The sequence below is a fragment of the Amaricoccus sp. B4 genome, from assembly GCF_043226085.1.
Classification (GTDB): Bacteria; Pseudomonadota; Alphaproteobacteria; order Rhodobacterales; family Rhodobacteraceae; genus Amaricoccus.
Genome location: NZ_CP171225.1, coordinates 3422356 through 3443463 on the forward strand (window position 1 = coordinate 3422356; position 21108 = coordinate 3443463).

Annotated in this window: 22 protein-coding genes; 18 read left to right on the forward strand and 4 right to left on the reverse strand. The window is 69.8% G+C overall.

Annotation, left to right across the window (positions count from 1 at the left end):
• Positions 1 to 5 precede the first annotated feature (5 nt).
• Positions 6 to 875, forward strand: a complete 870-nt coding sequence (gene gluQRS, locus ACF66B_RS16465) for a tRNA glutamyl-Q(34) synthetase GluQRS (protein WP_111429895.1) — start codon at positions 6 to 8, stop codon at positions 873 to 875.
• A complete protein-coding gene (locus ACF66B_RS16470) occupies positions 872 to 1297 on the forward strand; it encodes an EamA family transporter (protein ID WP_111429894.1) in 426 nt (141 codons plus the stop codon). Before gluQRS ends, ACF66B_RS16470 begins: the two co-directional genes overlap by 4 nt.
• 184 nt (positions 1298 to 1481) lie before the next feature.
• Here ACF66B_RS16470 and ACF66B_RS16475 read toward each other — a convergent pair whose 3' ends face one another.
• The gene (locus tag ACF66B_RS16475) at positions 1482 to 2429 is read right to left on the reverse strand and encodes a nitronate monooxygenase (protein WP_111429893.1); all 948 of its coding nucleotides are present in this window, start codon (positions 2427 to 2429) and stop codon (positions 1482 to 1484) included.
• A gap of 220 nt (positions 2430 to 2649) precedes the next feature.
• Between ACF66B_RS16475 and trxA the strand changes: the two genes are divergently transcribed.
• The 9 genes from trxA to hisG all read left to right on the forward strand — a co-directional run bounded on the left by trxA (position 2650) and on the right by hisG (position 12911).
• Entirely contained in the window at positions 2650 to 2970 is a 321-nt protein-coding gene (trxA, locus tag ACF66B_RS16480; RefSeq protein WP_111429892.1) for a thioredoxin, read from the forward strand.
• Between the two features lie 108 nt (positions 2971 to 3078).
• Complete coding sequence (locus tag ACF66B_RS16485) at positions 3079 to 3933, forward strand: class I SAM-dependent methyltransferase (RefSeq protein ID WP_111429891.1); 855 nt, start codon at positions 3079 to 3081, stop codon at positions 3931 to 3933.
• 213 nt (positions 3934 to 4146) lie between these two features.
• Positions 4147 to 5592: an alpha-amylase family glycosyl hydrolase gene (locus tag ACF66B_RS16490; protein WP_392663311.1), complete on the forward strand. Its 1446-nt coding sequence runs from the start codon at positions 4147 to 4149 to the stop codon at positions 5590 to 5592.
• Positions 5593 to 5714: 122 nt separating this feature from the next.
• On the forward strand, positions 5715 to 6722 hold the full coding sequence (locus ACF66B_RS16495; RefSeq protein WP_111429889.1) for a TAXI family TRAP transporter solute-binding subunit: 1008 nt from the start codon (positions 5715 to 5717) through the stop codon (positions 6720 to 6722).
• A gap of 109 nt (positions 6723 to 6831) precedes the next feature.
• On the forward strand, positions 6832 to 8907 hold the full coding sequence (locus tag ACF66B_RS16500; protein WP_111429888.1) for a TRAP transporter permease: 2076 nt from the start codon (positions 6832 to 6834) through the stop codon (positions 8905 to 8907).
• A 107-nt stretch (positions 8908 to 9014) separates the two neighbouring features.
• A complete protein-coding gene (locus tag ACF66B_RS16505) occupies positions 9015 to 9491 on the forward strand; it encodes a flavin reductase family protein (RefSeq protein WP_111429887.1) in 477 nt (158 codons plus the stop codon).
• Between the two features lie 63 nt (positions 9492 to 9554).
• Positions 9555 to 11051 (forward strand): histidine--tRNA ligase, encoded by a 1497-nt coding sequence (hisS, locus tag ACF66B_RS16510; protein ID WP_111429886.1) that lies wholly within the window; start codon positions 9555 to 9557, stop codon positions 11049 to 11051.
• A gap of 1 nt (position 11052) precedes the next feature.
• Entirely contained in the window at positions 11053 to 12204 is a 1152-nt protein-coding gene (locus ACF66B_RS16515; protein WP_111429885.1) for an ATP phosphoribosyltransferase regulatory subunit, read from the forward strand.
• On the forward strand, positions 12201 to 12911 hold the full coding sequence (gene hisG / locus ACF66B_RS16520) for an ATP phosphoribosyltransferase (RefSeq protein ID WP_111429884.1): 711 nt from the start codon (positions 12201 to 12203) through the stop codon (positions 12909 to 12911). The genes ACF66B_RS16515 and hisG overlap by 4 nt, the downstream gene beginning before the upstream one ends.
• 8 nt (positions 12912 to 12919) lie before the next feature.
• Here hisG and ACF66B_RS16525 read toward each other — a convergent pair whose 3' ends face one another.
• Positions 12920 to 15022: an ASKHA domain-containing protein gene (locus tag ACF66B_RS16525; protein WP_111429883.1), complete on the reverse strand. Its 2103-nt coding sequence runs from the start codon at positions 15020 to 15022 to the stop codon at positions 12920 to 12922.
• Positions 15023 to 15084: 62 nt separating this feature from the next.
• On the opposite strand from ACF66B_RS16525, the gene ACF66B_RS16530 reads away from it, so the two are divergent.
• The 3 genes from ACF66B_RS16530 (at position 15085) to ACF66B_RS16540 (ending at position 16827) form a co-directional block, all read left to right on the forward strand.
• Positions 15085 to 16146 carry a DUF3616 domain-containing protein gene (locus tag ACF66B_RS16530; RefSeq protein WP_111429882.1) on the forward strand — a complete coding sequence of 354 codons (1062 nt, stop codon included), beginning with the start codon at positions 15085 to 15087 and terminating at the stop codon, positions 16144 to 16146.
• Positions 16147 to 16227: 81 nt separating this feature from the next.
• Positions 16228 to 16386, forward strand: coding sequence for a YqaE/Pmp3 family membrane protein (locus tag ACF66B_RS16535; RefSeq protein ID WP_111429881.1), 159 nt, complete (start codon positions 16228 to 16230; stop codon positions 16384 to 16386).
• 117 nt (positions 16387 to 16503) lie between these two features.
• Positions 16504 to 16827 (forward strand): TraR/DksA family transcriptional regulator, encoded by a 324-nt coding sequence (locus tag ACF66B_RS16540; protein WP_111429880.1) that lies wholly within the window; start codon positions 16504 to 16506, stop codon positions 16825 to 16827.
• Between the two features lie 130 nt (positions 16828 to 16957).
• Here ACF66B_RS16540 and ACF66B_RS16545 read toward each other — a convergent pair whose 3' ends face one another.
• Positions 16958 to 17599: an OmpA family protein gene (locus ACF66B_RS16545; RefSeq protein ID WP_111429879.1), complete on the reverse strand. Its 642-nt coding sequence runs from the start codon at positions 17597 to 17599 to the stop codon at positions 16958 to 16960.
• 136 nt (positions 17600 to 17735) lie between these two features.
• Entirely contained in the window at positions 17736 to 18584 is an 849-nt protein-coding gene (locus ACF66B_RS16550; RefSeq protein ID WP_111429878.1) for a bifunctional helix-turn-helix domain-containing protein/methylated-DNA--[protein]-cysteine S-methyltransferase, read from the reverse strand.
• Between the two features lie 127 nt (positions 18585 to 18711).
• Here ACF66B_RS16550 and nth point away from each other — a divergent pair, with 127 nt between their 5' ends.
• The 4 genes from nth to ACF66B_RS16570 all read left to right on the forward strand — a co-directional run bounded on the left by nth (position 18712) and on the right by ACF66B_RS16570 (position 21107).
• Complete coding sequence (gene nth, locus ACF66B_RS16555) at positions 18712 to 19356, forward strand: endonuclease III (protein ID WP_111429877.1); 645 nt, start codon at positions 18712 to 18714, stop codon at positions 19354 to 19356.
• Positions 19353 to 20348: an adenosine kinase gene (locus tag ACF66B_RS16560; RefSeq protein WP_111429876.1), complete on the forward strand. Its 996-nt coding sequence runs from the start codon at positions 19353 to 19355 to the stop codon at positions 20346 to 20348. Before nth ends, ACF66B_RS16560 begins: the two co-directional genes overlap by 4 nt.
• A gap of 89 nt (positions 20349 to 20437) precedes the next feature.
• Positions 20438 to 20821, forward strand: a complete 384-nt coding sequence (locus ACF66B_RS16565) for an HIT domain-containing protein (RefSeq protein WP_111429875.1) — start codon at positions 20438 to 20440, stop codon at positions 20819 to 20821.
• A 100-nt stretch (positions 20822 to 20921) separates the two neighbouring features.
• Positions 20922 to 21107 (forward strand): zinc-finger domain-containing protein, encoded by a 186-nt coding sequence (locus ACF66B_RS16570; RefSeq protein ID WP_111429874.1) that lies wholly within the window; start codon positions 20922 to 20924, stop codon positions 21105 to 21107.
• Position 21108 lies beyond the last annotated feature (1 nt).

Consider the following 21108-nt stretch of genomic DNA (forward strand, 5'->3'; position numbering starts at 1 on the left):
CCCCGGTGGCGGGCTTCCGCACCCGTTTCGCGCCGTCGCCGACCGGCTGGCTCCACCTCGGCCACGCCTTCTCCGCCCTCACCGCCTGGGAGATGGCCGGGGCCGCGGGCGGCGAATTCCTGCTCCGCATCGAGGATATCGACCGCACGCGGGCGCGCCCCGAATACGAGGCGGCGATCCGCGAGGATCTCGCCTGGCTCGGCCTCTCCTGGCCCGAACCGGTGCTGCGCCAGTCCGAGCACCTCCCCCGCTACGGGGCCGCCCTCGACCGGCTCGCCGCGATGGGCCTCACCTATCCCTGCTCCTGCACGCGGGCCGACATCCGCGCGGCCCTCTCCGCGCCGCAGGAAGGCGCGGGCAGCCCGCCCGAAGGGGCGGCGGTCTATCCCGGCACCTGCCGCGGCCGCCCGATGTCGAGCCGCCGCCCGGGCGATGCGATCCGCCTCGATCTCGCCCGCGCGCTGGCCCACGCCGGGCCCGGCCTCGCCTTCGAGGAAACCGGCCCGGCACACGGCGGGCGGCACGTGCTCGATCCCGCCCGGATGCAGGCGGAAATCGGCGATGCGGTGCTCGGCCGCAAGGAGCTCGGCGCCGTCGCCTATCACCTTGCCGTGGTGAGCGATGACGCCGCCCAGGGCATCACCCATGTCGTGCGCGGCGAGGATCTCTGGGAGGTAACGCCGCTCCACCGCCTGCTCCAGGCGCTGCTCGGCCTCCCCGTCCCGGTCTGGCACCACCACCGCCTGATCCGCGACGACAGCGGCCGGCGGCTCGCCAAGCGCGACGACGCCCGCGCGCTGCGCGCCTTCCGCGCTGAAGGCGTGACCCCGGCCGAGCTCCGCGCCCGGCTCCGTGCCGCGGAGACCACCCGGTGATCCCGGCCTGGCTCGTCTGGGCGCTGCTCTCGGCCCTCTTCGCCGCCCTGACCGCGATCTTCGCCAAGGCAGGCGTCGCGGGCATCCCCGCCGATCTCGCGACTTTCCTGCGCACCGCGGTGATCCTCGCCTGGCTCGCGCTCGTCCTCACGCTCACCGGCGGCTGGCAGGGAATCGGCACGCTCCCGCGCGGCTCCGCGCTCTTCCTCACCCTCTCGGGGCTCGCGACCGGCGCCTCATGGCTCTGCTATTTCCGCGCGCTGCAGGCGGGCGAGGCCTCCCGCGTCGCGCCGATCGACAAGCTCAGCGTCGTCCTCGTCGCGCTCTTCGCCGCCACCTTCCTCGGCGAGCGCCTCAGCCCCGCCGCCTGGGCGGGCGTCGCGATGATCGCCGCGGGCGCGCTCCTCGTCGCACGGGGCTAGACCAGAACCGTTCCGCATAGCAGCGCCATGCGGCAAAGGATTCTGGTCTGTCAAAAACGTGGAACCAGAGCCGTTCCGCCTTGCAGCGCAATGCGGACAAGGATTCTGGTCTGTCAAAAGCGCCCAACCAGCACCGTTCCGGCCTGCATCGCGATCCAGACAGGCATCCCGGTGCCGGCCGGCCTCAGCCCGCCGCGAAGGGCTCCGCCGCCAGGGCCGCCACCGCCGCGCGGTATTCCGCGATCAACCGCCCGCAGAGCGCGCCCGCCCCGGGAATGTCGGAGATCGACCCGACCCCGTGCCCCGCCGACCAGATCGACTTCCAGGCCTTCGCCTCGCTTGCCATGTCGAGCACCCGGTGCGGCGGCAGCGCATCGGGATCGAGCCCCGCCGCGCGGATGCTCGGGCGCAGGAAGTTCGCGTTCACCCCCGAGATGTCGGGCGTGTAGATCACGTCGAGCGCCCGGCTCTCGAGGATCATGCGCTTCTGCGCCTCCGACACCATCGCCTCCCGCGTTGCGATGAAGCGCGTGCCGAGATAGGCGAGATCGGCCCCGAGCGCGCGGGCGGCGGCCACATGCGCCCCCGTCGAGATCGCGCCCCCGAGCAGGATCGTGCCGGCAAACACCTCCCGGATCTCCGCCACCAGTGCAAACGGGCTCAGCGTGCCCGCGTGCCCGCCCGCGCCGGCGGCCACCGCGATGATCCCGTCCACACCCGCTTCGGCGGCCTTCTCCGCATGGCGCCGCGAGATCACGTCGTGAAACACCAGCCCGCCATAGGAATGCACCGCCTCGACCACCTCGCGCGCCGCGCCGAGCGAGGTGATGACGAGCGGCACCCGCCGCGCCACCACGATCTCGAGATCGGCCTGCAGCCGCGGGTTGGAACGGTGCACGATCAGGTTGATGCCGTAGGGGGCCGCCGTGTCCCCGGCCGCCGCAAGCCGTGCCTCTATCTCCTCGATCCAGGCCGCGAGCCCGTCGCTCGTGCGCTGATTGAGGGCGGGAAACGTCCCGATCACCCCGGCCCGGCAGGTCTCAACCACCAGATCGGGGCCGGAGACGAGAAACATCGGCGCGGCGACGGCAGGCAATCGCAACCGGCCGGCGAAGGCCTGGGGCAGGGGCATGGGAACATCCTCATCGGCGCCCGGCACGGGAGGCGCGCCGGATTTTCTGGCATTGCCAGAGTGTTGACCGCGATCCTGCACGGAGTCGACGCAAATCTGCACCATGCCGGGCAATGCGCCCCTGCCGCCACAAGCCTCTCCTGCCGCCGGAGCCCATCTTGACCCTACCCCCCCGCGTTCATAGGTTGAGCCCAACTTCGAAACCCGCGAGGAGTCCGTCATGGCTACGGTCAAGGTCACCGACAACACGTTCCAGGACGAGGTCATCAAATCCGATGTGCCCGTACTGGTAGATTTCTGGGCCGAATGGTGCGGCCCCTGCCGCATGATCGGCCCGGCTCTGGAAGAGCTTGCCGAGGAATATGAAGGCAAGATCAAGATCGCCAAGGTCAATGTGGACGAAAACCCGGGCCTGCCCGCCCAGTTCGGCGTGCGCGGCATCCCGGCGCTCTTCATGTTCAAGGACGGCGAGCTTGTCTCCAACAAGACCGGCGCAGCTCCGAAGGCGAGCCTGAAGAGCTGGATCGACGAATCGGTCTGATTCCGTCCCGGCGGAGCGTTCCGCCCCGATGATCCGGTTGGGCCGCGCCGCGAGGTGCGGCCCTTTTCATGTCCGCGGGCACCCGCAGCAGAAGGAGGGTCGGCTCCCATGACCACCCGCAACGACGGCCAGCACACCTTCTGGAACACCGGCCCCGGCGGGCAGAACTGGGCGCGTCAGGCCGGCGAGCTCGACACGCTCAACGCCGCCACCACCGGCCCGCTCCTCGAGGCGCTCGCCCCCCGCCCCGGTGAGGCGATCCTCGATGCGGGCTGCGGCGCGGGCGCCTCCTGCCTTGCGCTGGCACCCCTGCTGCTGCCCGGCGGCTCGGTCACCGGCATCGACTTTTCCGAGCCGCTCCTCGCCATTGCCGAGGCCCGCCGCGCAGAGGCCGGGATCGCGAACCTCCGCTTCCTCCACGGCGACACCCAGATCCACCCCTTGCCCGAGGCCGCGTTCGATGCGGTGGTCTCGCGCTTCGGGCTCATGTTCTTCGACGATACGGTCGCGGCCTTCCGCAACCTCGCCCGGAGCCTCCGCCCCGGCGGCCGGATCGTCTTCGCGGGCTGGGCCGAGGCCGCCGCCAATCCGTGGTTCTCCGAACCCCGCGCCGCGGCCGTCGCCCGGCTCGGTCCGGTCGCGCCGGCCGATCCCGACGGCCCCGGCCCGATGGCCTTCGCCGACACCGCCCGCGTCTGCGCGCTGATGGAGGCCGCCGGTCTCGTCGCCTGCCGGGGCGAGGCGTGCACGGTCACGCTCCACCATCCCGGCGGCCTGCCCGCACTCCTCGCCCTTGCCGGCAATGTCGGCCCGATCCCGAGCATCCTGCGCGAGAAGGAGGGCACCGAGGCCGATCGCGCCGCGATTCTCGCCGATCTCGGCCGCCGCCTCGCGCCCTTCGCCGCCCCCGACGGCGCCCGCCTCCCGGCCCGCATCATCCTCTATTCCGCCCGCCGCGCCTGATCCCGCGGCGGCGGCGGAGGCCGGTTTTCGAGGGAGCCGCTTCTTGGGGAAGATCGGCTCACAGGGAGCGAAACCGCGCCGATTCATGATTTGTTGACTCTAAAATCAAATGATTTCAAAGGCATTTCCACATTTTCACGGTGAAACGCCCCGCTTTCACCGCCAGGAGACCCCCCGCATCTTCCGCGCCCGCCATGGTTGAGCCCCGCCGCCATGGCGCATAGGCTCGGCCCCGCCGCCAACCAAGGAGTGGACCCCGCCCGCATGATCGACTGGCTCTCCGACCTTCCGGCCCTCGCCGCGCTCTCCGCCACCGTGCTGCCCGCTGCCGCGGCGCGCTACACCCCGAAGCCCTTCGTCCGGCTCACCCATCCCGAATGGACGAAGAACGCGGTGGTCTACGAGCTCAACATCCGGCAGTTCTCGGCGGAAGGCACGCTGGCCGCCGCCGAGGCGGGCCTTCCGCAGATCCGCGCGCTCGGCGCGACGATCATCTGGCTCATGCCGATCCACCCGATCGGCGAGATGCACCGCAAGGGCAGCCTCGGCAGCTACTACGCGGTGAAGGACTATTACGGCGTCAATCCGGAGTTCGGCGATCTCGAAGCGCTCCGCTCCTTCGTCCGCACCGCCCACGGGCTCGGCTTGCGGGTGATCCTCGACTGGGTCGCGAACCACACCGCCTGGGACAACCCGCTCCGCGACGAACATCCCGAGTGGTATGCCCGCAACTGGAAGGGCGATTTCCGCCCCACGCCCTGGTGGGACTGGGACGACATCATCGACCTCGACTATTCCAGCGCCGCCTTGCGCGAATACATGACCGCGGCAATGACCTACTGGGTGCGCGAGGCCGATATCGACGGCTACCGCTGCGACGTGGCGGGCTACGTCCCGGTCGATTTCTGGGAGAACGCCCGGCACGAGCTCGAGGCGATCAAGCCCGTCTTCCTGCTCGCCGAATGGGAGGCCCGCGATCTCCACGCCGGGGCCTTCGATGCCACCTACGCCTGGAGCTGGTGGGACATCCTGCACAAGATCGGCAAGGGCGAGGCGGATGTCTTCGCGCTCTACGTCTACTACTCCCAGAACGAATGCGGCTGGCCCTCCGAGGCGCAGCGCATGACCCATATCGAGAACCACGACAAGAATTCCTGGGAAGGCACGCAGTTCGAATCCATGGGCCCCGCGCTCATGCCCGCCATCGCGCTCTCGGTGGTGGGCGAGGGCATGCCGATGATCTACAGCGGCCAGGAGGCGGGCAACGAGAAGCGGCTGAAATTCTTCGAACGCGATCCGATCGAATGGCGTCCGCACCCTGTGGGCGATCTCTACCAGCGGCTCTTCGCGCTCCATGCCGAAAACACCGCGCTCTGGAATGCGCCCTGGGGCGCGCGCATGGTGCTGGTGGTGAACGACGCGCCGGGCAAGGTGCTGAGCTTCGTGCGGGCGAACACCGCACACCGGGTCTTCGCCGTGCTCAACTTCTCGCCCGAGGCGCTGGAGGTCGGGTTCGAGGAGACGCTGCACCACGGCCGCTACCGGGATTTCGAGACCGGCGCCGCGCTCGAGGTCGGCCCTGATACGAAAGTGATGCTGGCGCCCTGGAGCTTTCGCATCCTTTCCGCCGGATCCGGACCGGAACCTGCCGTGATTTGAGGCATTTCATCTATGTTGGTCCGGAAAGCCCGGCTTCACGGCCGCGTGGATTGCGCCATGCGGCCCCCCATGCTTGTCTTGGCCAATCGGATTTAAGCCTGAACCTTTGAAAGGGGCGCAACATGAACAGACGACACTTCACGCTGGCGGGAGTCTTTCTGACCGGGCTCGCGGTCTCCGGCGTGGCCGTCGCCCAGCAACCCCAGTTCTTTCGCATCGGCACCGGCGGCACGGCCGGCACCTACTATCCCATCGGCGGCCTGATCGCCAACGCGATCTCGAGCCCGCCGGGCTCGCGGCCCTGCGACGAAGGCGGCTCCTGCGGCGTGCCGGGCCTGATCGCCACCGCGCTCTCGGCCAACGGCTCGGTCGCCAACGTGAACGCCATCGCCTCGGGCTCGCTCGAAAGCGGCTTCTCGCAGTCCGACGTCGCGACCTGGGCCCAGACCGGCACCGGCATCTGGGAAGGCCGCGAACCGGTCGAGAAGCTCCGCGCCATTGCGAACCTCTATCCCGAGACGATCCACCTCGTGGCCTCGGCCGATTCCGGCATCACCTCGGTCGGTGATCTCAGGGGCAAGACCGTCTCGCTCGACGAGCCGGGCTCTGGCACGCTCGTCGATGCGCATATCATCCTCAAGGCCTATGGCCTGACCGAGGACGACATCAAGCCCGCCTATCTCAAGCCCGACCAGGCGGCCGAGCGCATGCGCGACGGGGCGATGGATGCCTTCTTCTTCGTCGGCGGCTTCCCGGCCGGCGCGATCGCCGAGCTTGCGAGCCAGGACGACATCACGCTGGTGCCGATTTCCGGCCCCGAAGCCGCCACGGTCCTCGACGAATACCGCTTCTTCGCCGAGAACACCGTGCCCGGCGGCACCTACGAGGGCGTCGATGGCGACGTGACGACGATCTCGGTCGGGGCGCAGTGGGTCACCAGCGCCGATCAGCCCGAGGAGCTCATCTACGAGATCACCAAGGCACTCTGGAACGAGAACACCCGCAAGCTGCTCGATGCGGGCCACCAGAAGGGCAAGGAGATCACGATCGACACCGCGCTCGACGGTATCGGCATCCCGCTCCATCCCGGCGCGGAGAAATACTACCGCGAGGCCGGTCTGATCGAATGACGGGCTGCGTCGCCCGGGGAGGGCGGCGCCTTTCCGCACCGCGCAGGAACGACGCTGCGGAAGCCCGGCCCCCGGGCTTCCGATCACCGGGGTGACAGAGAGGGACGGCATGTCGCAGGAGAGCGAGCGCAGCGAGCGTCTGACCGAGGCCGAAATGAAGGCCCTCGAGGAACAGTTCGACCCGGAGGTGCGCTTCCGGCCATTGCCGCCGCTCCTGCACTGGGTTTCGGCCTCCGCGCTCTTCATCCTCTCCTGCTACCACTTCTACACCGCAGGCTTCGGCATTCCGCAGGCGACGCTCCATCGTGGCGTCCATCTCGCCTTCACGCTGGCGCTCATCTTCATGACCTTCGCGGCCTGGGAGCGGGCACGCACGCCCAAGCCCGGCCCGCTCGCGCCGCTCGGCCTGCCGCTCTACGACTGGGTTTTCGGCATCGCCGGCGCGGTCTCGGCGCTCTACGTGCCCTGGATCTTCAACGATCTCGCCTTCCGGGTCGGGGACCCGCTGCCGATCGACGTGGTGATGGGCACGATCCTCATCGTGATCCTGCTCGAGGCGACCCGGCGCGCCATGGGCTGGCCGCTGCCGGTGATCGCGATCCTCTTCTTGGCCTATGCCCGGTTCGGCCAGTCGATGCCCGGCGTGCTCACCCATCCCGGCTCGGACTGGCGGATGATCGTCAATCATCTCTACCTCACCAGCCAGGGCATCTACGGCACGGCTCTCGGGGTGATCTCGACCTATGTCTTCCATTTCGTGCTCTTCGGGGTGCTCGCGACGCGCATTGGCCTCGGCCAGCTCTTCATCGACCTCGCCTCGGCGGTGGCGGGGCGCTATGCGGGCGGCCCTGCGAAGGTCTCGGTGCTTTCCTCGGCGCTTCTCGGCTCGATCTCGGGCTCCTCGATCGCCAATACGGTGACGACCGGCGCCCTGACCATTCCGGCGATGATCCGCATCGGCTATCCCCGCCACTTCGCCGCCGCAGTCGAGGCGGCGAGCTCCACCGGCGGCCAGATCACGCCGCCGGTGATGGGGGCGGTCGCCTTCCTCATGATCGAATACCTCGGGGTGCCCCTCACCACGATCCTCACAGCAGCCCTTGTCCCGGCCTTCATGCATTTCTTCGGCGTGCTGGTGCAGGTCCATCTCGAGGCGCGCCGCCGCGGCCTGCGCGGGCTCTCGAAGGACGAGCTGCCGGTGGCCTGGGCCGTGTTCAAGGCGGGCTGGCTCACCACGCTGCCGCTCTTCGTGCTCGTGGCGATCCTGCTCTCGGGCCGCACGCCCTACCTCGCGGCGTTCTACGGCATCCTCTCCTGCATCCTCGTGCTGGTGATCCAGAACCTGCTGCGCCACGACCCGGTAACGGCGGCGCGCGAAAGCGTGCGCGAGCTCTGGGACGGCTTCGTGGTCGGCGCGAAATACTCGCTCTCCGTCACGGCGGCTGCGGCGCTCGTCGGCGTCATCATCGGGGTCGTCACCCTCACCGGCGTCGGCTTCAAGATCGCCTACATGGTGACCTCGGTCGCGGCGAACTGGGCGAGCTCGGTGCATGCCGCGCTCGGCTTCCTGCCCTTCGAGCTCATGGGCATCTCCACGCTGACGCTGCTCTTCACCCTCATGATGACGGCGGTGGTCTGCATCCTGATGGGCTGCGGCATCCCGACGACCGCGAACTATCTCATCATGATCGCGGTGGCGGCGCCCATTCTCGCCCTTCTCGGGGTTCAGCCGCTCGTCGCGCATTTCTTCGTCTTCTATTACGGGGTGCTGGCCGACATCACGCCACCAGTGGCGCTCGCGGCCTATGCCGCCTCGGGGATCGCCGGGGCGAACGCCTTCAAGGCCGGCAACACCGCGTTCCGCCTCGGCATGGGCAAGGCTCTGGTGCCCTTCGTCTTCGTCTTCTCGCCCTCGCTGCTGCTCGTGACCGACGGGTTTACCTGGTCCTCCTTCGTGCTGGCCTTCGCGGGCGCCGTGCTCGGGGTCTGGGCGCTTTCCTCGGCAATTGCCAACTGGCTGCTCGCACCGCTCTGGCTCTTCGAGCGCCTGCTGCTCGGAGCGGCTGCCTTCCTGCTCATCGCGCCGGATCTGACGGCGACGCTCATCGGGCTCGCGCTCATCGCGCCGCCGTTCCTGCGCCAGCTTCTCGCGCGACGGCGGGGGGAGGGCGCGCTGCCGGGCTGAGGCGGCGGCGCCACCGTCCGGCCGCGGGTCGTCATGGCGGCTTGAACAGACCCCGTTTCCGCGCCTAGGTAGGGCGCTCAGGGGCCCGATGGGGAGTGAGGCGGGGCATGCCCGAATTCGATCAGAGAGAGCTGCGCGACGCGCTGGGTCATTTCGCCACCGGCGTCGCCGTCGTGACCGCCGACGGCGCGCGCGGGCCCGTCGGCATCACCATCAACAGTTTCGCGAGCGTCTCGCTCGACCCGCCGCTCGTGCTCTGGTCGCTTGCGCGCGGCTCCGACCGCTTCGAGTGCTTCACCGGCACCGAATATTTCACGATCCATGTGCTGCCCGCGGGCGAAAAGCCTCTCGCCCTGCGCTTCGCGACCCTTGGCCGCGACTTCGAGGGTCTGGAGCTCGAGACAGGTATAGGCGGCACGCCGCTGCTTGCGACATATGCCGCACGCTTCGAGTGTCGCACCGCCGCCTGCCATGACGGGGGCGATCATGTGATTCTCGTCGGCGAGGTGCTGCGGCTCTGCGAGCGCGACGTGCCGCCGCTGCTGTTCCATCGCGGCGGCTTCAAGTCGCTCACCCTCGGCTGACCTTGCCCCCCGCCCGGCATCCGGGTTACGAGGGCGCGCAAATTGCGTAGCCCGGATGAGGCCATGGCGAAGAACAAGGCAGCAAAACCCCGCAGACCGCGCGCCGAGACCCCGCGCGGGTTCCGTGACTATTTTGGCGCCGAGGTAACGAACCGCGCCGAGATGCTCTCGCGCGTGACCGCAGTCTATCATGCCCACGGTTTCGACCCGCTCGAAAGCTCCGCCGTCGAGACGGTCGAGGCGCTGGGCAAGTTCCTTCCCGATGTGGACCGGCCCAACGAAGGGGTGTTCGCCTGGGAAGACGACGACGAGGGCTGGCTCGCGCTCCGCTATGATCTCACCGCGCCGCTGGCGCGCGTCTATGCCCAGCACCGGCGCGACCTGCCCAATCCCTATCGCCGCTATGCGGTCGGTCCGGTCTGGCGCAACGAGAAGCCGGGGCCGGGGCGGTTCCGGCAGTTCTACCAGTGCGATGCGGATACCGTCGGGGCCGCGAGCGTGGCGGCGGATGCCGAGATCTGCGGCATGCTCGGCGAGGCGCTGGAGGCTGCCGGCATCGCGCGCGCCGACTACCTGATCCGCGTGAACAACCGGAAGGTGCTGAACGGCGTCATGGAGGTCGCGGGCGTGCTCGATCCGGCGGACCCGGAGCGCGACGCTGCCCGGCGCGGCATCGTGATGCGCGCCATCGACAAGCTCGACCGGCTCGGGCTCGACGGCGTGCGCGCGCTGCTCGGTGCGGGCCGCAAGGACGAGAGCGGCGATTTCACCGAAGGCGCGCAGCTTGGCGAGGCGCAGGCCGATGTGATTCTCGGCTTCATGGACGCCCGTGCCGAGGATGGCGCGGGAACCTGCGCGCGGCTCCGCGAGCTGGTGGGCGGCTCGGCCACCGGGCTCGAGGGGGTGCAGGAGCTCGAGACGATCGCCGAGATGCTGGCGGCCTCGGGCGCGGGCCATGTGGTTATCGACCCTTCGGTGGTGCGTGGCCTCGGCTATTACACCGGGCCGGTCTTCGAGGCCGAGCTCACCTTCGAGATCCTCGACGAGAAGGGCCGCAAGCGCCAGTTCGGCTCCGTGGCGGGGGGCGGACGCTACGACGATCTCGTGACCCGCTTCACCGGCGAGAAGGTGCCCGCGACCGGCGTCTCCATCGGCGTCGACCGGCTGCTGGCCGCGCTCGCCGCGAAGGGCCGGGCGGAGGCTGCGCCCGCGGGCCCCGTGGTTGTCACCGTGATGGATCGCGACCGCATGGCCGAGTATCAGGCGATGGCCGCCGAGCTGCGCGCGGCCGGCATCCGCGCCGAGGTCTTCCTCGGCGGTGGCAACATGGGCAAGCAGCTCAAGTATGCCGATGCGCGCGCCTGCCCGGTGGCGGTGATCGAGGGGGGCGACGAGAAGGCGCGCGGCGTGGTGCAGATCAAGGATCTCGCGCTCGGCGCGCGGCTCGCCGCCAACATCGAGACCCGAGAGGACTGGCAGGCCCAGCCCGCTCAGATGGAGATCGCGCGTGGCGATCTCGTCGCGGAGGTCCGCGCGATGCTGGCGCGGGCAGGGGGCTGAGATGGTCGTCGCTGACAGGGCCTATCTGAAGGGCGCCCGCGTCGGAGCGGGGCTCGCCGCGCTCGAGGCCGAGGTCGCCCGCATCCTTTCGGTTCTCGGCCAGACCGGGGCCGCGCGGGTGGAGCCCGCCGCGCTCCAGCCCGCCGAGGTGCTGCTCGACCTCTATGGCGAGGACATCCGGGCGCGCGCCTTCGTGACCCGCGACGACCGCGCCGAGATGATGCTGCGCCCGGATTTCACCGTGCCGATCGTGCGGCTCCACATGGCGCAGGGCGTGAACCCCGCGCGCTACAGCTACTGCGGCCCGGTCTGGCGGCGACAGGAGTTCGGCTCCGACCGGCCGCGCGAATACCTTCAGGCCGGGCTTGAGATCTTCGGCGAGGGTGCCCCCGCCGAGGCAGATGCCGAGGTGCTCGCGCTGATCGGCGAGGCGCTCGCGGGCGCGCCGGTCTCGCTTCTCACCGGCGACATGGGGCTGGCGATCGCGGGGATCGAGGCGCTCGAGACCAGTGCGCCGCGCCGGGCCGCCCTTCGCCGCCATCTCTGGCGCCCGGCGCGTTTCCAGGAGCTTCTCCACCGCTTCGGCGTCGATCAGGCCAAGATGACGGTTCGCCGCGCGGCGCTCATCGAAGCCGCGCAGTCCGGCACGCTCGATGCCATGATCGCCGAGGCCGGTGCGCCGGTCGGCCTGCGCACCGCCGAGGAGGTCATGGGCCGCGTCGAGCGGCTGGTCGCCGAGGCGGTGACGCCGCCGCTCGATCCGGGCAAGGTGCGCGCGCTCGAGGCGCTGATGGCGGTGCGCGGCACCTGTGCCTCGGTGCTCGCGACCTTGCGCGATTTTTCCCGCGACCTGCCCGGCCTCGGCACGGCGATCGACCGGTTCGAGGCCCGGCTCGCGGCCTTTGCCGCCCGCGGCATCGACCCGGCGGCCCTTGCCTTTGAGGCGGGCTTCGGCCGCACCACGCTCGAGTATTACGACGGCTTCGTCTTCGGCGCGATCGCCGAGGGCCGCCCGGACCTGCCCCCCATCGCCAGCGGCGGGCGCTATGACGCGCTGACCGAGGTGCTGGGGCAGGGGCAGGGCATGCCCGCGGTCGGCGGCATCATCCGCCCCGAGGCGCTGCTCGCCCTCACCGGAGGCTCCCCGCAATGACCCTCAAGCTCGGTGTGCCCTCCAAGGGCCGGCTGCAGGAGGCCACCATCGAATGGTTCGGCGCCCGCGGCATCACCATCACCCGCAGCGATCTCGGGCGCGAATACCGTGGCACGGTCAGCCTCGAGGGCGTGGAGCTCGTGCTGCTCTCCGCCGCCGAGGTGCCCCGCGAGCTCGCCGCCGGGCGGCTCCATCTCGGCGTCACCGGCCAGGATCTCGTCCATGAGGAGATCCCGCGCTGGTCCGAGCGGCTGATCGAGATGGAGGAGATGGGCTTTGGCCACGCCGATCTCATCATCGCCGTGCCCGCCTTCTGGGTCGATGTGACCTCGATGCCCGATCTCGATGCCGCCGCCGCCGCCTTCCGGCAGATCCACGGCCACCGGCTGCGGGTCGCGACGAAATATCACCATCTCGTGCGCGAGTTCTTCCGCCAGCACGACATCGCGGATTACCAGCTCGTCGACAGCCAGGGTGCGACCGAAGGCAGCGTGAAGAACCTCACCGCCGAAGCCGTGGCCGACATCACCTCGACCGGCTCGACGCTCCGGGACAACCACCTGAAGATCCTCGAGGACGGGCTCGTGCTGAGGAGCCAGGCGACGCTCTTCGCCTCCCGCGCCGCGCCCTGGTCGCCCGAAAGCCGCCGGGCGCTCCGCGAGATCTGTGCCCGCATCGGTTCGGCCGCACCCGATCTCGCGGCCTAGCCGCGGCTTCAGCCGCGCCGCCGCCGGCGCCCGCCGCCCTCGCCGCTGCGCGCTCCGCCGGTGTTGAACGAGACATCGGGGAGCGGCACCGCGGCGCGGAGCCGGGCGAAGGCATCGCTCGCGTGCGGCATGGCGTTGGCGGCAACGAAATGGGCCTGGAACTGCGGCTCGATCGCGGTTTCGACCTTCTCGATCCGCCGCACCAGCGCCTCGACCTCGTGCCGGGCGGCGGCATTGAGCAGCGCGATCCGCGCGCCGGTGCCCGCCGCATTTCCCGCCGAGCTCACCTGGCCGATCCCGCAGTCCGGTATCATGCCGAGCACCATCGCATGTTTCGGCGAGATATGTGCGCCGAAGGCGCCCGCGAGCACGACACGGGCCACGTCATCGACCCCCATCCGGTCCATGAGCAGCCGCGCTCCGGCGTAAAGCGCGGATTTCGCAAGCTGGATGGCGCGAACATCGCCCTGCGTCACCAGGATGCGGGGCCCGCCGGCGGCGCTGCCGTCATGGAGCAGATAGGCATGAGTCCGCCCCTCGGGCACGGAGCGCTCCGACCCGGTCTGCTCGGCCGAACCGATCAGACCGCTCGCATCGACGAGCCCGGCCATGCGCATTTCCGCGATCGCCTCGATGATGCCCGAGCCACAGATCCCGGTGATGCCGGTGGCGCCGACGGCTTCGGCAAAGCCCGGCGCGTCGGACCAGAGCTCGCAGCCGATCACCCGGAAGCGCGGCACCTTCGTTACCGGGTCGATCGCCACCCGTTCGATGGCGCCCGGCGCCGCGCGCTGCCCGAAGGCGATCTGCGCGCCCTCGAAGGCGGGCCCGGTCGGCGAGGAGCAGGCCAGAATGCGGCTGCGGTCTCCGAGCAGGATCTCGGCATTCGTGCCGACATCGACGACGAGCATGAGTTCGTCCGAGCGGTCCGGCGCTTCCGAGAGCGCCACCGCCGCGGCATCGGCGCCGACATGGCCCGCGATGCAGGGGAGCACGTAGACGCGCGCCTCCGCATGCAGCCCGAGGCCGATCTCGGCCGCGCCGAACCGCAGGGCGCCCGCCGCCGCGAGCGCGAACGGCGCCTGGCCGAGCTCCACCGGATCGATCCCGAGCAGCAGGTGATGCATCACCGGATTGCCGACGATCACCGCCTCGAAGATCGCGTCCGCGGACACGCCCGCCTCCGCCGCGGCGGCGCGGGCCAGCGCCCCGAGCGCATCGCGCACCGCCTTTGTCATCTCCGCCGCACCGCCGGGGTTCATCATCGCCCAGGACACACGGCTCATCAGATCCTCGCCGAAGCGGATCTGCGGGTTCATGAGCCCGGCCGAGGCCAGCACCTCGCCGGTCGCGAGATCGCAGAGATGGCCGGCGATCGTCGTCGAACCGAGATCGATCGCGAGCCCCAGCAGCGGGCCCTCGCGGAAGCCGGGCCAGACCTCGAGCAGCCGGGCAGGGCCGGTTTCGCCTTCCCGGTGGATCACGCAGGTGATGCTCCAGCCGCCCTGCCGCAGCACCGGCTGGAGCCGGGCGAGCACCGGCAGGCTCGCCTCCACCGCGCCGATCCCCCATTGCGCCTCGAGCGCCCGGCAGAGCCGCTCGAAATCACCCGAGGGCTCGTGCATGTCGGGCTCGGCCACCTCGACATAGAAGGGCCGCACGGCAGGATCCATGACGATGGCGCGCGCTTCCGCGCGCTTGCGCACCACCTGGCGGTGAACCTGGCTCTCGGGCGGCACGTCGATGACCACATCGCCCTTGATCCGCGCCTGACAGCCGAGCCGCCGGCCGGCCGCCAGCCCGCGCTTCTCGGCATAGCGCGCCTCGACCGCATTCCAGTCCGAGAGCGCATCCACCGCCGACCGGAGCCCGTGCTTGGGGAAATCGCCGAAGGCCGGCGCGACCTGGCATTTGGAGCAGATCCCCCGCCCGCCGCAGACGGAATCGAGATCGACCCCGAGGCGGCGCGCAGCATCGAGCACGCGCGTGCCGCGCGGCACCCGGCCGCGGCGGCCCGACGGGGTGAAGATCACCAGCGCCTCGTCCTCCGCTTCCGGGGTTTGGGAACAGCCCTCGCTTGGGCTAGGCTCGGGGGGATTCGGCGCACGCATCACGATGAAGGCTCCGCAGCAAGTGAACGAGGGCCGGTGCGCCAAGCCCCACAGGAGACCGAATGCCCGTGCCCGACCCGAAAGACCGCCTGATCCTCCGCTTCCGGCATCACAAGGCGATCGATCACGTTGATGATCCAATACACCAGGATCTCTCCGCCGCCGCGCGCGCAGGCGACAGCCTGTTCCTCTCCTGCGACGAAACCGCGGGGGTGGACCGCCTGACCGAGGCCGACGGCCACTGGGGCAATCACCGCCATTTCGCCTTCGGCGCGCTCATCGATCTCCCCGACGGCCCGGGGGGCGAGATGGATATCGAGGGGCTCGATTGCGACGGCAACTGGCTCTGGGTGGTGGGCTCGCATTCGCTCAAGCGCGGCAAGCCCAAGGTCTCCGGACATGCGCCGGACGAGGCGCTCCGCCGCATGACGGACATCAAGCGCGACCCGAACCGCGCGTTCCTCGGCCGCTTTCCCCTCACCCGCCGCTCCGGTGGCATGGCGCCGCTCGCCGAAGTGGGCGAGAACCGCGCCGCACATTTCAAGCTCTCGAAGAAGCACAGCAAGCTCAAGCGCTGGCTGCGGGACGATCCGATCCTCGGCCCGTTTCTCGACATCCCCTGCAAGGAGAACGGCCTCGACATCGAGGGGATCGCCGCCCGCGGGCTGCGCGTCTGGCTCGGGCTGCGCGGGCCGGTGATCGGCGGCATGGCGGTGGTGATCGAGCTCGACTGCAAGATCACCGGCAGCGGCCACCTCAAGCCCCGGCGCATCGACGGCAAGCGCCGCTACCGGACGCACCTGCTGCCGACGCGCGGCCTCGGCGTGCGCGATCTCGCCTTCGACGGCGACGACCTGCTCGTGCTCGCGGGGCCCGCCATGGCCGGCGACGGGCCGGCGCATGTCCTGCGCTGGAAGGATGCCGTCTCGGCGCGCAAGAGCGGCGTCCATCCGCCGGAAGCGGTCGTCCATGCGCTCGATCTGCCCTATCGCGGTAAGGTCGATCACCCCGAAGGCCTCGTGCGCTGGGGGGAGGACTGGCTCGTCGTCTACGACAGCCCGGCCGAGCGGCGTCTCGAGGGCAGCGGCGCTGCGATCGCCGCCGAGATCTTCTCGATCCCCTGAGCGGCCCCCTTGCGCCGGGCGGGGGGAACAACCTCGTTTCTCAAACGTTCCTGTGGTCTGCCCATCGAGGAGTTGAGAAAATTGGATCTGCTGCGAATTCTTCTGTCCATCCTGCTGCCGCCGCTCGGCGTGTTTCTCCAGGTCGGGATCGGCCTCCAGTTCTGGATCAACATCCTGCTGACGCTCTGCGGCTACATCCCCGGCATCGTCCATGCGGTCTGGATCATCGCCCGTCGCTGACGGGCCGCCCGCCATTTATCCTGTCCTGCACGCAAGTGCCGGAATTGACACGGATCATGGACCGCCGGCGCGATCCATGCGCGAGTCATGAAAAATGGATGACAAGGGGGGCGCGAGATGATTGCCACCGACGACCGCAGGAAACTGCTCGAAACCCGGCTTGAGGAGCTCGAGGGACGGTTGCACCGGATCGCGAGCGAACTCGACGAGCCGGTGAACCGCGATTTCGAGGAACGCGCCACCGAACGCGAGGACGAGGAGGTGCTCGAGGATCTCGGCGAGGCCGGGCAGCTCGAGATCCGCATGATCCGTGCGGCCCTCGACCGCATGGCGCAGGGCACCTACGGCATCTGCGTCGAATGCGGCGATCCGATCAGCGACGCGCGTCTCGATGTCCTGCCGCACACCCCGAAATGCCGGGCCTGCGCCCAGGGTCGCTGAACCCGTCCGTCCTGCACATGCCGGAATGACCCGAGGGCGGCCACAGGGCCGCCCTTGCGCCAGCTTCTCGGCCCGTTTCGGCCGGGGCCCCCGGTTGCCGGAGGCCCGCCCGGTCTGACGGCGCCGCGCCTCAGCTGCCCGGCGTGATGATGATCTCGACCCGCCGGTTCGCCGCCCGGCCCTCGGCCGTTGCGTTCGAGGCCACCGGCTGGCTCGCGCCGCGGCCGAAGGACTGGACGCGCCAGGAGGGCGTGCCGCTCGCAATCAGGATGTTCGAGACCGCCTGCGCGCGGCGCTCGCTCAGGCCCTGGTTGTAGTTCGCCGAGCCGGTGTTGTCGGTGTGCCCGACCACCTGAACGGTGCTGTTGGGGTATTTCTGCAGGTTGCGCGACACCGCGATCAGGTCGTCGCGGATCTGGGGCCGCACGTCGGAGCTGTCGACCGCGAAGGTGATCGCTTCGGGCAGGCTCACGATGAGCTGGTTGCCGGTGTTGACGATGCCGGCGCCGCTGCCGCCGATCGCGGCCTGAAGCTCGCGCTGCTGGTTGTCGAGATGGCTGCCAAGGGCGGTGCCCGCGATGCCGCCAACGACGCCGCCGATGATCGTCGACTGCTCGTCGCCGCCGACCAGATTGCCGATCAGCGCCCCGGTCGCGGTCCCGGCGACCGCCTGGGTCGCGGTGTTGTTGCGGGTGCCGTCGGCATAGGTGCAGGCGGAGAGAAGGGCCGCCGCTGCACCGAGCGCGGAAAATGCATTGAGTTTGCCGGACACTGCTCGGATCCTCGTTCGTGCTGTTGTTGTGGATCCGCCTTATCATACACCGCGCGCCGGCAGAAAGCGTCACGGCTGCGGGTTTCACGCCTTCGTCATGAGGCCCGGCCGCCTCGCGCGGAATTCCGCGCGGGGCCTATCCCGCCTCGCGTGTGCCCTCGAGCCGCGCGGATTCCCAGGCGAGCATCGCCCGTTTCACCCCCAACCCCCAGTGATAGCCGCCGAGCCCGCCCGATTTCCGCAGGGCGCGGTGGCAGGGAATGAGCCAGCTCACCGGATTGCGCCCCACCGCCGTGCCCACGGCGCGCACCGCGCGCGGCCGCCCGATGGCGGTGGCAATGTCGGAATAGGTCGTCACATGCCCGCTCGGCACCTGCAGGAGCGCCTCCCAGACCTTGATCTGGAAGGGGGCGCCGATCATGTGGATCCGCGTCTCGCCGCCGTCCCCGAAGGCCGCGGCGACCCAGGGCGCGAGCCGCGCGCGATCCTCCCGGAAGCCTGCCTTCGGCCAGCGCGCGCGCATGTCCGCCATCGCCGCCGCCTCGCCGGTCTCGGCCGAGAAGGCGAGCCCGCAGAGACCCCGCGCCGTGCCCATGGCAAGCGCGGGCCCGAAGGGCGTCTCGAATTGGCCCCAGGCGATCTCGAGCCCGTCGCCCGCGCGGGCGTATTCCCCCGGGCTCATCGCCTCCCAGCGCAGGAACAGGTCGTGGAGCCGCCCCGAGCCCGACAGCCCCGCGGCATGGGCGGTCGCGAGCACGCTGTGCCGCTCGGCGAGCAGGCGCTTGGCATGGTCGAGTGCGAGATACTGCTGGTAGCGCTTGGGGCTCACTCCGACCCACTGGCTGAAGACACGCTGGAAATGCGCCGCACTCATGCCGACCCCGGCGGCAAGCGCCTCGAGCGAGAGCTGTTCCGGGGCATGGGCGTCCATCTGGGCGAGCGCCCGGGTCATGACACCGTAATGATAGGGTTGCAGTTCGGTCATCGCCTGTTATTCCACATGCAGCAGTGTTTCCGTGCCATTAGCGGGAAAGTAACCGTTTGCCGGAGACACAGACACCCGAATCCTGTGCAAAAGCGGCGGGCCCGCCGCGCCCCGATCCTGGAGGCCCATGCCCGATCAGCTCGACTACGCGACGATCTCGGAGATCTTTCGCCGCTTCCACGCTGCCGAGCCCGAGCCGAAAGGCGAGCTCATCCACACCAGTGCCTACACGCTGCTTGTCGCCGTCGCGCTCTCGGCGCAGGCGACCGACAAGGGCGTGAACCGGGCGACGGAAGGCCTCTTCCAGGCCGCCGACACGCCCGAGAAGATGCTCGCCCTCGGGGAGGAGGGCATCGTCGAGCATATCCGCACGATCGGTCTCTACCGCAACAAGGCGAAGAACGTGCTGAAGCTCAGCCGCATTCTCGTCGAGGCCTATGGCGGCGAGGTGCCTTCCTCGCGCGCCGCGCTCCAGAGCCTGCCCGGCGTCGGCCGCAAGACCGCCAACGTCGTTCTCAACATGTGGTGGCGGCTGCCCGCACAGGCGGTCGATACCCACATCTTCCGGGTGGGGAACCGGACCGGCATCGCCAAGGGCAAGACCGTCGAGGCGGTCGAGCGCGCGATCGAGGATCACGTTCCCGCCCCCTACCAGCTACACGCACATCACTGGCTGATCCTGCACGGACGCTATGTCTGCACGGCGCGCAAACCCGCCTGCGCCGCCTGCCTGATCCGCGATATCTGCGAGTTCGAGGAGAAGACGATTTGAGCAAGACCTATCAGGTCGTCGGCGTGGGCAATGCCATCGTCGACGTGATCTCCCGCGTGCGGGAGGAATTCCTGACCGAACACGCGGTCGAACGCGGCATCATGCAGCTCGTCGGCCGGGACCGCGCCGTCGAGCTTTATTCCAGCATGGGCGTCGCGCGCGAGGTTTCGGGCGGCTCGGCGGCCAACACCATCGCGGGCCTCGCGGCGCTCGGCGTGCGCACCGCCTATGTCGGCAAGGTCAAGGACGACCAGCTCGGCGCGATCTTCGCCCATGACCTCCGGGCGCAGGGGGCCGGTTTCGACACCCCGCCCGCGCCGCGCGACCATCCGCACGAGACCGGGCGCTGCATGGTGCTCGTCACCCCGGACGGCGAGCGCTCGATGAGCACCTACCTCGGCGTCTCCGAGTTCCTCAGCCCCGCCGACATCGACGAAGCGCAGATGGCCGACGCGGAATGGATCTTTCTCGAGGGCTACCGCTTCGACGGCCCCGAGAGCCACGCGGCCTTCGCCCGCGCCATCCACGCCTGCAAGTCCGCAGGCGGCAAGGTCGCGATCACGCTCTCCGACCCGTTCTGCGTCGAGCGCCACCGCGAGGCCTTTCTCGCGATGATCCGCTCCGACGTGGACCTGCTGGTCGCCAACGAGCACGAGCTCAAGTCGCTCTACCAGACCGATGTGCTCGAATGGGCCATGGGGCGGGCCCAGGCCGAGGTGCCGATGACCGCCTGCACCGTCGGCGCCCGGGGGGCCTTCCTCATGTCCGGCGGCCGGCGGGTGCATGCCACCGCCATGCCGGCCCGCGTGGTCGATGCGACCGGCGCGGGGGATCTCTTCGCCGCGGGCCTGCTCCACGGCCTCACCGCGGGCCGCGACATGCTGACCGCCACCCGCATGGGCTGCATCGCCGCGGCCGAGATCATCAGCCATATCGGCGCGCGCCCCGAGGAGGACCTGCGCCGGATCTTCGCCCAGGAGGGCGTTGCCTGAAACCCGCTCCGGGGGCGATTGCCCCTTGACCCCCGGCGCGTTTCCGCCTTGCTAGCCGCACTGAACCGAGACCGAGCGGAGCGACAGGGATGCCCTACGACTACGATGACCAGAACATCTTCGCGAAGATCCTGCGCGGCGAGATCCCCAACAAGACCATCTGCGAGACCGAGCACACGCTCGCCTTCCACGACATCCGGCCCCAGGCCCCGGTGCATGTGCTGGTGATCCCGAAGGGCGCCTATGTGAACGCCGACCATTTCGGGGCGGAGGCGAGCGAGGCGGAGATCGTCGATTTCTACCGGACCCTTGCGAAGCTTTCGGCCGATCTCGGGGTCGCGCCGGGGACGGGCGGCGCAGGCTACCGGGTGATCGGCAATGCTGGCCCGGATTCGCACCAGGAAGTGCCGCATTTCCACATGCACATCCTCGCCGGCCGCTCGCTCGGCGCGATGCTCGTCCACCCCGCCTGACCGCGCGCCTCGGCCCGCGGGCGCGAGCTTGGCATTGCCGAGCCCCGCACCCGCAGGCTAAGGAGAGCGGGAGACAAGCCGCAGCCTGACGGAGTTCCGCATGAGCAGACCAGCCCCGGAAGTCATCGAAGTGACCTCGACCCGCATCGCCTGCGACGGCGGCGGCGGCGCGCTGGGGCACCCGCGGGTCTGGCTCACCATCGACCCGAAGACCGGGTTCGTCGAGTGCGGCTACTGTGACCGGAAATACGTGCTGAAGCCGGGCGCGGCGGTGTCGGACCACTGAT

Bases quoted from the DNA above. Each gene is read 5' to 3' on its own strand.
- ACF66B_RS16490 (WP_392663311.1), top strand. From the start codon at position 4,147: ATGGCGCATAGGCTCGGCCCCGCCGCCAACCAAGGAGTGGACCCCGCC.
- ACF66B_RS16475 (WP_111429893.1), bottom strand. From the start codon at position 2,429: ATGCCCCTGCCCCAGGCCTTCGCCGGCCGGTTGCGATTGCCTGCCGTC.
- hisS (WP_111429886.1), top strand. From the start codon at position 9,555: ATGGCGAAGAACAAGGCAGCAAAACCCCGCAGACCGCGCGCCGAGACC.
- ACF66B_RS16550 (WP_111429878.1), bottom strand. From the start codon at position 18,584: ATGACCGAACTGCAACCCTATCATTACGGTGTCATGACCCGGGCGCTC.
- hisG (WP_111429884.1), top strand. From the start codon at position 12,201: ATGACCCTCAAGCTCGGTGTGCCCTCCAAGGGCCGGCTGCAGGAGGCC.
- ACF66B_RS16540 (WP_111429880.1), top strand. From the start codon at position 16,504: ATGATTGCCACCGACGACCGCAGGAAACTGCTCGAAACCCGGCTTGAG.
- nth (WP_111429877.1), top strand. From the start codon at position 18,712: ATGCCCGATCAGCTCGACTACGCGACGATCTCGGAGATCTTTCGCCGC.
- ACF66B_RS16565 (WP_111429875.1), top strand. From the start codon at position 20,438: ATGCCCTACGACTACGATGACCAGAACATCTTCGCGAAGATCCTGCGC.
- ACF66B_RS16500 (WP_111429888.1), top strand. From the start codon at position 6,832: ATGTCGCAGGAGAGCGAGCGCAGCGAGCGTCTGACCGAGGCCGAAATG.
- ACF66B_RS16495 (WP_111429889.1), top strand. From the start codon at position 5,715: ATGAACAGACGACACTTCACGCTGGCGGGAGTCTTTCTGACCGGGCTC.
- ACF66B_RS16570 (WP_111429874.1), top strand. From the start codon at position 20,922: ATGAGCAGACCAGCCCCGGAAGTCATCGAAGTGACCTCGACCCGCATC.
- ACF66B_RS16530 (WP_111429882.1), top strand. From the start codon at position 15,085: ATGCCCGTGCCCGACCCGAAAGACCGCCTGATCCTCCGCTTCCGGCAT.
- trxA (WP_111429892.1), top strand. From the start codon at position 2,650: ATGGCTACGGTCAAGGTCACCGACAACACGTTCCAGGACGAGGTCATC.
- ACF66B_RS16515 (WP_111429885.1), top strand. From the start codon at position 11,053: ATGGTCGTCGCTGACAGGGCCTATCTGAAGGGCGCCCGCGTCGGAGCG.
- ACF66B_RS16505 (WP_111429887.1), top strand. From the start codon at position 9,015: ATGCCCGAATTCGATCAGAGAGAGCTGCGCGACGCGCTGGGTCATTTC.
- ACF66B_RS16485 (WP_111429891.1), top strand. From the start codon at position 3,079: ATGACCACCCGCAACGACGGCCAGCACACCTTCTGGAACACCGGCCCC.
- ACF66B_RS16525 (WP_111429883.1), bottom strand. From the start codon at position 15,022: ATGCGTGCGCCGAATCCCCCCGAGCCTAGCCCAAGCGAGGGCTGTTCC.